Genomic DNA, 10,939 nt, shown 5'->3' with positions numbered 1-10,939 from the left:
AGGTTACCTCACCGACTTCGGGTGTTACAAACTCTCGTGGTGTGACGGGCGGTGTGTACAAGGCCCGGGAACGTATTCACCGCGGCGTGCTGATCCGCGATTACTAGCGATTCCGGCTTCATGTAGGCGAGTTGCAGCCTACAATCCGAACTGAGAGAAGCTTTAAGAGATTAGCTTAGCCTCGCGACTTCGCAACTCGTTGTACTTCCCATTGTAGCACGTGTGTAGCCCAGGTCATAAGGGGCATGATGATTTGACGTCATCCCCACCTTCCTCCGGTTTGTCACCGGCAGTCTCGCTAGAGTGCCCAACTAAATGATGGCAACTAACAATAAGGGTTGCGCTCGTTGCGGGACTTAACCCAACATCTCACGACACGAGCTGACGACAACCATGCACCACCTGTCACTTTGCCCCCGAAGGGGAAGCTCTATCTCTAGAGTGGTCAAAGGATGTCAAGACCTGGTAAGGTTCTTCGCGTTGCTTCGAATTAAACCACATGCTCCACCGCTTGTGCGGGCCCCCGTCAATTCCTTTGAGTTTCAACCTTGCGGTCGTACTCCCCAGGCGGAGTGCTTAATGCGTTTGCTGCAGCACTGAAGGGCGGAAACCCTCCAACACTTAGCACTCATCGTTTACGGCGTGGACTACCAGGGTATCTAATCCTGTTCGCTCCCCACGCTTTCGAGCCTCAGCGTCAGTTACAGACCAGAGAGCCGCCTTCGCCACTGGTGTTCCTCCATATATCTACGCATTTCACCGCTACACATGGAATTCCACTCTCCTCTTCTGCACTCAAGTCTCCCAGTTTCCAATGACCCTCCCCGGTTGAGCCGGGGGCTTTCACATCAGACTTAAGAAACCGCCTGCGCTCGCTTTACGCCCAATAAATCCGGACAACGCTTGCCACCTACGTATTACCGCGGCTGCTGGCACGTAGTTAGCCGTGGCTTTCTGGTTAGATACCGTCAAGGGATGAACATTCTACTCTCATCCTTGTTCTTCTCTAACAACAGAGTTTTACGATCCGAAAACCTTCTTCACTCACGCGGCGTTGCTCGGTCAGACTTTCGTCCATTGCCGAAGATTCCCTACTGCTGCCTCCCGTAGGAGTCTGGGCCGTGTCTCAGTCCCAGTGTGGCCGATCACCCTCTCAGGTCGGCTATGCATCGTTGCCTTGGTGAGCCGTTACCTCACCAACTAGCTAATGCACCGCGGGTCCATCCATCAGTGACGCAAAAGCGCCTTTCAACTTTCTTCCATGCGGAAAATAGTGTTATACGGTATTAGCACCTGTTTCCAAGTGTTATCCCCTTCTGATGGGCAGGTTACCCACGTGTTACTCACCCGTTCGCCACTCTTTTTCTTTCGGTGGAGCAAGCTCCGGTGAAAGAAAAAGCGTTCGACTTGCATGTATTAGGCACGCCGCCAGCGTTCGTCCTGAGCCAGGATCAAACTCTCATAATGATTTGTTTGAACGATCCAAAGGATCGTTAAGCTCATAAAAATTAACTTTTGCTAGCTATTGCTTGCATGTATTTGCTTCATATAATGAAGCGTCCTACACATTGGTTCGTTTGCTTGCTTTGTTCAGTTTTCAAAGGTCTACGTTGTTGCGTTAGCAACTTTTATATCATATCAGAGTGACAAGCGATTGTCAACACTTTTTATAAAAGTTTTTTTTCGCTCGTTGTTTTTTTCAACAACGTTGCGGCTGCCTTAGCAACTTCATTATGATAACAAATGATTTGTTATTTGTCAACAACTTTTTTCAATTAATTTGTTGTCATATCAACAACCGTTAATCGTTTTATTTTTGCGACTCAGTTATAATATCATCTGTTTTGCATTTGGTCAAGCCCTTTTTCAAAAGTTTTTGAAAAGTATTTTTTGACCCGTCGGCGTTTTGCCAACGTTGATAAATTTACCATGCTTCTGACATTCGGTCAAGGAAATATTTCATTTTTTTTACGAAAATCGTTTCCATAAAAAAAAGACCGCTTTTGCGGTCTTTGAATGGATGGTTCATCGGTACTTGCTAAAAGAAAGGCACCCCTTCAATATCGTAATCTTCAATGATTTTACGGAAGGTATTTGGTTCTTCCCACGCATAGCCTGCTGGCAATTGTTGTGTTTGTTCAGCTTCTTGTGTTTCAAAAACAAATAATGGAATGTTTTGCGTATCAATGTTGCCATTTGTTAATTCAACGAGTTCAATCGCTGTAACATCTAACTGAATTCGCTCTTTGAATAATTGTAGGATTGTAGCCAAGCCGGTTTTATCCTCTGAAAAATCTGTTGACGCTAGTTCTGCATTGCCTTCATTCATGTGCATCAAAAATCGTTTCGAACCATTTGCTAAGTGCATCATAACTGTACCTGCTACTTTTTTGGATCCCAAAATACCCACCTCAGTTATTCATTTGTTTGCAAAATAATTTTAGCACATTTTCAGAAAATATGCACCATTATCTGCTGTTGGTTTCTTTTTCTAACATTTCTTTGGCTTCTCTTGTCCATTCAGGTAAAATCTCTTCGATCGTACGAAAACCAATACGCTTATTTTTATTGGTAAAGTATCGTTTTCTTTTAAAGGGCGATTGAACAAATGTGGTTTCCAATGTTCGGCGTGAGAGACTGATTTTTTGGCTATATTCATCGATATCAATAATTTGAACGCGAATCTTTTGGCCAATCTGCAAGACTTCGTGGATATTCTTCGTAAAGCCAGATTGAATCTCTGATACATGGATCAATCCTTGCGTTTCTTTATCTAAAGAAACAAATGCCCCATAAGGTTGAATGCCCGTTACTGTTCCTTCTATAATGTTTCCAATTTGATAGCTCATCGTCATTCCTCGCTTTTCCTCTTTTATTATACTTGAACAAGTGGTAGATTTGAAGTATCAGAACCAATCTTGCAGATTATAGGAGGGATATTGATGATCGATTTTGATAAAGTCCAACCCCGCGTTGGTACCAATAGTGTGAAATGGGATGCGATAAAAGAGATGTATAAAAGTGATCATTTGCTGCCTTTGTGGGTGGCAGATATGGACTTTTTGGCACCTGAACCTGTCACCAAAGCATTACAAGAAATCGTTGCTAAGGGGATTTATGGTTATAGCATATTTCCTGACTCACTTTACCGTTCTATTATTGACTGGCAGAAAACCCGTCATGGCTATACATTAGAAAAAGAAGACATTTTATTCAATAGTGGTGTTGTGCCTAGCTTGGCATTGGCTTTACAAAGTTACACGCAGGAAAACGATGCTGTACTGATCCATGATCCGGTCTATCATCCATTTGCTGATGTTGTCATTCGCAACCAGCGCCAGTTGGTCCGTGAACCTTTGCTGGAAAAAAATGGTCACTTCGAAATTGATTTTGCTTCTATGGAAAAAACAATCATTGATAATAACGTGAAACTATTTATTCTTTGCAACCCGCATAACCCAGGTGGTCGCGTATGGTCAAAAGAAGAACTAAGAACCATTGGCTTGCTATGTCAAAAACATCAAGTCATTGTGGTCAGCGATGAGATCCATCAAGATATCGTCTTTGCCCCACATATATTTACATCTTTTCAGACTGTCGATCCAAGCTTCACTGCTTTTTCATTGGTTTTGACTTCTGCTACCAAAACATTCAACTTGGCGGGTATCAAAAATTCGATGGTATTTATCAAAGACCCTACGTTACGCAAACGCTTTGTCGAAGCACAAGAACGAAATGTACAAGGTGAAATCAATACATTCGGCGCGGTGGCAACGGAAGCTGCGTATCGAGATGGTACTCCTTGGCTAGAAGAATTGCTGGTTTATCTGTCAAAAAATGCAGATTTTGTGCGCAACTTCTTGCAAAAAGAGTTGCCAGAGATTCGCTTTCAAATGCCTGAAGGCACCTATTTGATGTGGCTTGATTTTTCTGCCTACGGATTATCAGACAATCAGCTGCAAAGAGTCTTGATCAAGGAAGCCAACGTTGTCTTGAATCAAGGAACGATCTTTGGTCCTCATGGCAGTCAGCATATGCGCTTGAATTTCGCTTGTTCTAGAACTATCCTTACCCAAGCGCTGCAGCAAATCGCAAAGGCGTTCCAAACAATCGATAGACAATAAAAAAAGAAAACCCGATTGCCAAGCAATTGGGTTTCTTTGTGGATTATTCAGTGATTTCAATTGTTTCGATCACGACATCATGCACTGGACGGTCTTGTGGTCCACGTTGCACGCCTGCAATTTCATCTACGACAGATAGACCTTCAACCACATGTCCAAAAACAGTATGACGGAAGTCTAGCCAAGGTGTACCGCCAGCTTTATAAGCTTCGATCACTTCTGCTGGATAGCCAGCACCTTCTAATTGGCCTAGCATATTGCTTGGCACATTTTGGTTATTGACGATGAAAAATTGACTGCCATTTGTATTTGGGCCGGCATTCGCCATGGATAATGCACCGCGCAAATTAAACAACTCTTTTGAAAACTCATCTTCAAAACTACCACCATAAATACTTTCGCCACCCATACCCGTACCGGTTGGATCGCCACCTTGGATCATAAAATCAGGGATAACGCGGTGGAAAATAATGCCGTCGTAATACCCTTTTTTCGCCAATTCGACAAAGTTTTTCACTGTTTTAGGTGCCAATTCTGGGAATAATTGAACAACGATATCCCCACGATTTGTTTTGATGACTGCTTGATGGCCAGTTTGTTTTTCTAATGCTAACTGTGGAAATTCAGACACAACTAACTCCTCCTTCTCTATCATAAATCCATGATAGCAGAAAATTGAAAAAATGCTAGTTTCAATAATCTTTGCTATAATGAAACTATTCGAAAGAATGCATCAAGCCAACAGCTATACAAGTGTAGAAAAGAGGAATCACATGGATATTTTTGATATCACGATCATTGGTGCGGGTCCTAGCGGTATGTTCGCAGCCTTCTATGCCGGTATGCGCAATGCAAAAACCAAATTGATCGATAGTTTACCACAATTAGGGGGGCAATTGGCCACGTTATACCCTGAAAAATATATTTATGACATCCCTGGTTATCCGAAAATCAAAGCAGGCGACTTAGTTCAAAATCTAGAAAAACAGTTAACGACATTCAACCATCAATACTGTTTAGAAGAAACGGTTTTACACATCGAGAAACAAGAAGACTACATTGAGATCACCACAGATAAAACGACACATTACTCGAAAGCTGTCATTCTTGCATTAGGCAACGGTTCTTTTCAACCACGAAAATTGACTTTTCCAGATGCAGCACGTTTTGAAGGCTATGGATTGGATTATTTTGTCACTGATTTGATGAAATATGCTGGCCGAAAAGTTGCGATTGCCGGCGGCGGCGACTCTGCCATTGACTGGGCGTTGATGTTAGAGCCGATTGCCAGCGAAGTGTTCTTGATCCATCGTCGGGCGGAATTTCGGGCCCATGAACATAGTGTCGATAAACTGAAAGCATCTTCCGTCAACGTCTTGACGCCTTACGTGATTCAAGATATTCAAGGCGATCAACGATTGAACGGTCTTTCACTGCAGCAAGTCAAAGGAGAAGAAACGGTTTCCTTGAATTTAGATGCATTGATCGTCAACTATGGCTTTTCATCCACTTTGAATATCAAAGACTGGGGGCTAAAAAGCAATCGACAAGGTGTGTTTGTTGGATCTGATATGCGCACGTCGATTCCTGGTGTATATGGTTGCGGTGACGTGGCAGTATATGATGGCAAAGTCGATTTGATTGCAACTGGATTCGGTGAAGCACCAACAGCAGTGAATAATGCCCTGCACTTTATCGATCCTAAGACGCGCACACAGCCTGCCCACAGCACGAGTCTTTTTAAAGAATAAGGATAGAAGTCGATGTGTCATGACGAATAATTGTGTATTTCCAACAATTTTACTTGTTCAAAAAATCATATTGGAGGGAAGATTATGGTATTAGAGAATAAAACGCTAGAAGATAAAGCACGGGAATTATTGGCGGACCGCGGTGTATCTATGCAAGATATTGGTGAATTGGTGATGTTTTTGCAAAAGGACTATATCGAAGACATCACTTTAGAGATGTGCGTCGACAGTGTCAATGCGGTACTTGGCAAACGTGAAGTCCACAACACGATTTTGACTGGGATCCAATTGGATATTTTAGCCGAAGAAAACCAGCTATTGCATCCGCTACAAGAAATCGTGAAAGACGATGAAGGGCTTTACGGCATCGATGAGATCTTGGCCTTGTCGATCGTCAATGTTTATGGTTCGATCGGCTTTACCAATTATGGCTATATCGATAAAGTAAAACCCGGTATCTTAAAAGAGTTGAACCGGCACGATGGCCCTCGGGTCCATACATTTTTAGACGATATTGTCGGCGCGATCGCCGCATCTGCTGCTAGCCGTCTGGCCCACCAGCATCCTAGCAAGTCCCATTATATTACCCAATAAATAAAAACACTTCAGCATCAAACAAGACTGCTGAAGTGTTTTTTTTATTATCCTTTATACGGGACGCTTCTTCAAACTTCTCTTGCCCCAAAGATAAAAGGCAAAGAAAAAGAGTTCTATCAAAATAAAAAACAAAATAAAACAATGCATAAAGAAGCTTTCCGGCAAGACATTGATGATAGGGTCCGTTCGCGGATCAAACAACCAGTCATCATTACTAAAAAAGATTTCATGAAAAGTCACAAAAAATCGATCAAAGCCAATGGCCATCAAAAAACCGAAAAAGATTGGCATCAGCATGCCCCATTGGAATGGACGAATCAAGCGCCATTGCTGCCGCTTCTTCCAAAAACGGATGATCAGCCAAATACTTGGCAGTGCTGTGAGAATCATCACGGCATAGTTCAACAAAAACAACTTTTTGACATCATAGAAATGTCCTGCGCCTGCAGCTGACATTGGAAAATCTGGCAATGCCAACGTATGGTTGAAGGGATTGTTCAAGAAATCCAACAACATCCCATAGTTTTTGTGCAAGACATCCTGCGAGACAGTCGTAGCGTCTAAAATGTTTAAATAATGCACATCAAACCAATATAACGGACGAAAGTTGATCGTGATCGTGATGGCAAGGCTGATCAAAAATAGAAATAAACAGAGATACGCTAGACGTTCAAGCCAAATCTGTTTTTTCATTGGTTAAAATCCCATTCATCGAGGGAGTCCAGCACATAAGTCGGAGCCACCGGCAGCATCGGAACAGCTGCTTTTGGGGTAAAGCCCGAAAGCACGAGCAAAGAGTCGATTCCATTGCGAATGCCCGAACAAATATCCGTTTCATAGTTATCTCCAACCATAATAACCTCATCTTTGTTCAACCCAATACGATTTACCGCTTTGTCCATAATGATCGCTTCAGGTTTACCGATAAAAATCGGCGGTGTTTGTGTTGCTGTTTCCACCATCGCGATCAGTGCGCCAGCACCTGGCAATAATCCACGTTCTGTCGGAATGTTTTTGTCAGGATTGGTACCAATGAACGTGGCACCTTTTTGGATCGCCAATGTCGCCAAGACAAATTTTTCATACGTCACATCATTGTCTAAGCCCACTACTACATAATCAGGATTGGTTTCTTCCCATTCAAAGCCTGCAGCCAAGATCAAATCGATCAAGCCCGCTTCGCCAATCACAAAGACTTTCTTGCCTTTGGCATCATCCTTCATAAAATCGATTGTTGCCAAACTTGCTGTATAGATCGTTTCTGGACCAACATGGATGTCAAACTCCGTAGCCAATCGATCAGCAACCACTTCTGGTGATCGAGTCGTATTATTGGTCACGAACAAAAAAGGGAGTCCTTTGTCTTGCAGCGATTCTACAAATCGTTTACCTGCCGGAATTGGTTCTTTCCCTAAATAGATCGTTCCGTCTAAATCAATCAAATATCCTTTATAACTCATGCTATTCTTCCCTTTGTCGAATCGTAAATTCTTTTTTATTGCTCTTTTTGACTGTAGTTGTTTCAGTCGTCTTTGGTTTATTTTCTTTTGGTTTACGATTTTTGATTGTCGGTTTTGCCTTTTTGTTCGGCACGGTTTCTCGTTTTTCTTCAATATGTGCCGCTTGTGTTTGATTTTTTTGCGTAGCTGGCTTTTTCTTGCGACGACGCGTCGTACTTTTTTCTTTCTTTCCGCCGATGCGTTGAATCACAAAATAAGCACAACCAAAGTTGCAGTACTCATAAAGATAGTCTTCTAACATATCGATGCGTTGATCTGGCAATGCTTTGCGATTATCTTTATCAAAGAAACCTTTCAAGCGTAATTGCTCATAGCCCCAATCCCCGACGATGTAATCATAACGTGCCAAAACTTCACTATAACGCTCCCCCAATTTTTCAGGGTCGAAACCATCGCGATAATTGACCACCACTTTATACTGTCGGTTACCGATCATGATTTCATCTTCCGTCAACAAAGTAACCAGTTCGCCTTTTTTGGGCTGTTTTTCTGGTTCTTCTATAATTTCTTCAAGTACAGATGTGATTTCATCTGTGATTGTTTGTTTTTCGGTCATCTTTTCACCACCTGTTGCTTATTATACCTTGTTTTATGCTGCAATGATAGTCGTGGATTTGCGTGCAAATACCAAAGACACTGGCTTTTATTGTAACGGATACTTCTTGCCTAGATAGTTTCCGACAACTGTACGAATAAATGCTGGAAATAAAAATTCAACTGTACCTGCAATCTCGATCGTGGGAAAGAAGGGAATAAATAGATAGTGGTCAACAAGTGTGACGGTATAGTGTTGGTCAGGATCAACAGGACGATTCTGCCACAGCACTTGATGGTTGGTTTGATCATATTGGATGCCTTGATAGACAAGTTCTCCAAATATTTTCCCCCTAAACCCCATACCGACAATCGGGAACCGCCGTAAAAATGCACGATTTTTTTCCATCTCCAAGACCATACGAATCAAATTGTCCCCCGTCAATGTCACCTTGATCAAGTGCATTGGATGAGGCAGTATGGTGTGGAGTTGGTCTTGGTCCAGAATCCCCGCTGGCAAGTCGCCTAAAAATAAGCCCGTGTTTAATACTGCTGCCTCCGTCTTTCCTTCAGCGCACAAAGCCAATAAAGCTTCTTCGATCAATGAATGTGCACTAGGCGCTACGGTCAATGTTTCCGGTAATACCGCCACTTGGTTGGCCCGTAATAAACGATGACCAATCGATAAGTAGCCGTTGATTTCTTCTTCGTCTTGTGGGAAAGCCATCAAAGCAGCCGTTGGGATCACCCGTGCCGACTTCCCTTGGATTCTGTGGTCATCCGTCAACAACACTTCCACTTCACCAATGTACATGCCAAATTTTCCCGCAGCCGCAATTTGAACCCCATTGATCCTTTCGCCATGTTCGAATAGATGATGGGTATGGGAACCCAAAATGACATCCAGCTGAGGAAAATGATCGGCAATTTCACGATCAGCATTGATACCAAGGTGGCTCATCAATACCAGTACATCTACTTTGGGCCGCACATGGGCAACCAATGAAGGTAAAATTTCCATCGGCTCCCGGATATCCCAACCATTTGGCGCGTACGTCAAAGGAAACGGTGCGGTCAAGCCGATCAACCCAATTTTTGTGCCCATTTTGCTTTCGACGATGTGATAGTCTTGCGCCCATTTCGGCGGTTGGAGATCTTTCTTATCGAATAAATTCCCTAATACCACTGGAAAGTTCGCCAAGTCATAAAGATGTTGCAAGTCTTCTTTGGGATTACCAACCCCTTCATTGTTGCCGATCGTGACTGCATCATAGTGCCCTTGATTCATCAAATCAACATTGCCTTGCCCATTGGTCGCTTCGGTCAGCGGATGCCAACGATCAACAAAATCTCCCAAGTCGACTGTGAAAACTGATTCATCGATAGAAACAGCTTCCCTTTGTCGTTGATCCAAGTAACGTCGTATTTTAGGCCAATTTTCCAAATGTGAATGGATATCATTGGTGTGAATGATGGTTATTTTTTCCATAAGCAGCCTCTTTCCAACCGTCCCTTTTCTAAGGACAACTCTGATAACAATGATCTGTCCCAATTTTACTACAAATCAGCTATAAATTCTTCGAATAATGACTGAGAGGCTTCTTTGATCACCCTTGAAGGAGGTGTATCGCTTACAAAAAAAACACCCCAAAAGAACCTTTCAACTGTGCTATAATAAACCTTTGTCACTTATTTTATGATGAAAGGATGAACCGATTGAACATTTTCGGCTTAACATTCGGCTTACGCAACTTAAAAACCGGTATCAGCGTCTTTATTTGTATTTTGATCAGTTTTCTATTGCAACGAGAAACCTATGTTGTGTCTACGATCACGGCTGTTTTCACCTTACGCGAAGACCACCAGAATACCTTGAAATATGGCAAACACCGCATTGCCGGCAACACATTTGGTGCACTGGCATCTGTCATTTGCATTGCCATTTTTAAATATTTTGGGTTCACACCTATCGTGCAAGTCATCGCTATTCCATTGGTGATCATGTGCATGATTGCACTTTTGGTCAAATTCGATTACAACGAAGGAACTGTGGGGGCATGTGCAACGTTATTGACTATCTTATTCATGGTTCCTCAGACTGAATCCTATGTCTATGCCTTTAACCGTGTGATCGATAGCTTCATTGGGATGGGTGTGGCGATTTTGGTGAATCGATTTTTGCCTGTGTTTCCAAAAAAAGACGCAAAAAAAGCATAACAAAAAAAACCTGGGATCCTATATCCTAGGTTCACTATGTCATTTTATTGAACATCTTCTATATAAACAGCTGATTCTATTGGTATCCCGTAAAAAGGCAAAAAAAAATCAGACACATGGAGACTCCTGCTTAGTGCTGCTTCCTTCCGGATCTGACACGCTTCACAAGACCTCCATTGTCCTAGCCTTTCGGCAG

At 42.6% G+C, this 10,939-nt stretch carries 11 protein-coding genes, 1 rRNA gene and 1 other RNA gene (1 of these 13 only partly in view); 4 read left to right on the top strand and 9 right to left on the bottom strand.

Annotated features, from left to right (window positions below):
- From IGI41_RS02630 to IGI41_RS02620, 3 genes are all read right to left on the bottom strand, one after another.
- Positions 1-1,467: ribosomal RNA gene (locus IGI41_RS02630) — 16S ribosomal RNA — on the bottom strand (it extends 93 nt beyond the left edge of the window).
- 571 nt (positions 1,468-2,038) lie between these two features.
- Positions 2,039-2,401 carry a hypothetical protein gene (locus IGI41_RS02625; RefSeq protein ID WP_430611157.1) on the bottom strand — a complete coding sequence of 121 codons (363 nt, stop codon included), beginning with the start codon at positions 2,399-2,401 and terminating at the stop codon, positions 2,039-2,041.
- Between the two features lie 67 nt (positions 2,402-2,468).
- Complete coding sequence (locus IGI41_RS02620; RefSeq protein ID WP_430611156.1) at positions 2,469-2,849, bottom strand: CvfD/Ygs/GSP13 family RNA-binding post-transcriptional regulator; 381 nt, start codon at positions 2,847-2,849, stop codon at positions 2,469-2,471.
- A 93-nt stretch (positions 2,850-2,942) separates the two neighbouring features.
- Between IGI41_RS02620 and IGI41_RS02615 the strand changes: the two genes are divergently transcribed.
- Positions 2,943-4,124, top strand: a complete 1,182-nt coding sequence (locus tag IGI41_RS02615) for a MalY/PatB family protein (protein ID WP_430611155.1) — start codon at positions 2,943-2,945, stop codon at positions 4,122-4,124.
- Positions 4,125-4,167: 43 nt separating this feature from the next.
- Here IGI41_RS02615 and IGI41_RS02610 read toward each other — a convergent pair whose 3' ends face one another.
- Complete coding sequence (locus IGI41_RS02610) at positions 4,168-4,779, bottom strand: peptidylprolyl isomerase (protein WP_430611154.1); 612 nt, start codon at positions 4,777-4,779, stop codon at positions 4,168-4,170.
- 118 nt (positions 4,780-4,897) lie between these two features.
- On the opposite strand from IGI41_RS02610, the gene IGI41_RS02605 reads away from it, so the two are divergent.
- Positions 4,898-5,875 (top strand): NAD(P)/FAD-dependent oxidoreductase, encoded by a 978-nt coding sequence (locus IGI41_RS02605; RefSeq protein ID WP_430612689.1) that lies wholly within the window; start codon positions 4,898-4,900, stop codon positions 5,873-5,875.
- Positions 5,876-5,959: 84 nt separating this feature from the next.
- Complete coding sequence (locus tag IGI41_RS02600; RefSeq protein WP_430611153.1) at positions 5,960-6,469, top strand: phosphatidylglycerophosphatase A family protein; 510 nt, start codon at positions 5,960-5,962, stop codon at positions 6,467-6,469.
- Between the two features lie 54 nt (positions 6,470-6,523).
- Here the strand turns inward: IGI41_RS02600 and IGI41_RS02595 are convergent, their stop codons facing one another.
- The 4 genes from IGI41_RS02595 to IGI41_RS02580 all read right to left on the bottom strand — a co-directional run bounded on the left by IGI41_RS02595 (position 6,524) and on the right by IGI41_RS02580 (position 10,015).
- Positions 6,524-7,165, bottom strand: coding sequence for a TIGR01906 family membrane protein (locus tag IGI41_RS02595; RefSeq protein ID WP_430611152.1), 642 nt, complete (start codon positions 7,163-7,165; stop codon positions 6,524-6,526).
- Positions 7,162-7,932 carry a TIGR01457 family HAD-type hydrolase gene (locus IGI41_RS02590; RefSeq protein WP_430611151.1) on the bottom strand — a complete coding sequence of 257 codons (771 nt, stop codon included), beginning with the start codon at positions 7,930-7,932 and terminating at the stop codon, positions 7,162-7,164. The genes IGI41_RS02595 and IGI41_RS02590 overlap by 4 nt, the downstream gene beginning before the upstream one ends.
- 1 nt (position 7,933) lies before the next feature.
- Positions 7,934-8,548 carry a YutD family protein gene (locus IGI41_RS02585; RefSeq protein ID WP_430611150.1) on the bottom strand — a complete coding sequence of 205 codons (615 nt, stop codon included), beginning with the start codon at positions 8,546-8,548 and terminating at the stop codon, positions 7,934-7,936.
- A gap of 87 nt (positions 8,549-8,635) precedes the next feature.
- On the bottom strand, positions 8,636-10,015 hold the full coding sequence (locus tag IGI41_RS02580; RefSeq protein ID WP_430611149.1) for a bifunctional metallophosphatase/5'-nucleotidase: 1,380 nt from the start codon (positions 10,013-10,015) through the stop codon (positions 8,636-8,638).
- Positions 10,016-10,242: 227 nt separating this feature from the next.
- Between IGI41_RS02580 and IGI41_RS02575 the strand changes: the two genes are divergently transcribed.
- On the top strand, positions 10,243-10,743 hold the full coding sequence (locus IGI41_RS02575) for an FUSC family protein (RefSeq protein ID WP_430612687.1): 501 nt from the start codon (positions 10,243-10,245) through the stop codon (positions 10,741-10,743).
- A 94-nt stretch (positions 10,744-10,837) separates the two neighbouring features.
- Here IGI41_RS02575 and ffs read toward each other — a convergent pair.
- Positions 10,838-10,936: signal recognition particle sRNA small type (gene ffs, locus IGI41_RS02570), an RNA gene on the bottom strand.
- Positions 10,937-10,939 lie beyond the last annotated feature (3 nt).

Origin of the sequence: Enterococcus sp. DIV0876 (assembly GCF_050529585.1) — a bacterium.
In the GTDB taxonomy this organism is placed as follows: Bacteria; Bacillota; Bacilli; order Lactobacillales; family Enterococcaceae; genus Enterococcus_D.
This window is presented reverse-complemented; position numbering and strand designations above follow the sequence as displayed.

What these genes read in the sequence shown, in the direction of transcription:
- IGI41_RS02600 (WP_430611153.1), top strand. Translation starts at nt 5,960, where the DNA reads ATGGTATTAGAGAATAAAACGCTAGAAGATAAAGCACGGGAATTATTG.
- IGI41_RS02610 (WP_430611154.1), bottom strand. Translation starts at nt 4,779, where the DNA reads ATGATAGAGAAGGAGGAGTTAGTTGTGTCTGAATTTCCACAGTTAGCA.
- IGI41_RS02620 (WP_430611156.1), bottom strand. Translation starts at nt 2,849, where the DNA reads ATGAGCTATCAAATTGGAAACATTATAGAAGGAACAGTAACGGGCATT.
- IGI41_RS02605 (WP_430612689.1), top strand. Translation starts at nt 4,898, where the DNA reads ATGGATATTTTTGATATCACGATCATTGGTGCGGGTCCTAGCGGTATG.
- IGI41_RS02615 (WP_430611155.1), top strand. Translation starts at nt 2,943, where the DNA reads ATGATCGATTTTGATAAAGTCCAACCCCGCGTTGGTACCAATAGTGTG.
- IGI41_RS02595 (WP_430611152.1), bottom strand. Translation starts at nt 7,165, where the DNA reads ATGAAAAAACAGATTTGGCTTGAACGTCTAGCGTATCTCTGTTTATTT.
- IGI41_RS02580 (WP_430611149.1), bottom strand. Translation starts at nt 10,015, where the DNA reads ATGGAAAAAATAACCATCATTCACACCAATGATATCCATTCACATTTG.
- IGI41_RS02585 (WP_430611150.1), bottom strand. Translation starts at nt 8,548, where the DNA reads ATGACCGAAAAACAAACAATCACAGATGAAATCACATCTGTACTTGAA.
- IGI41_RS02590 (WP_430611151.1), bottom strand. Translation starts at nt 7,932, where the DNA reads ATGAGTTATAAAGGATATTTGATTGATTTAGACGGAACGATCTATTTA.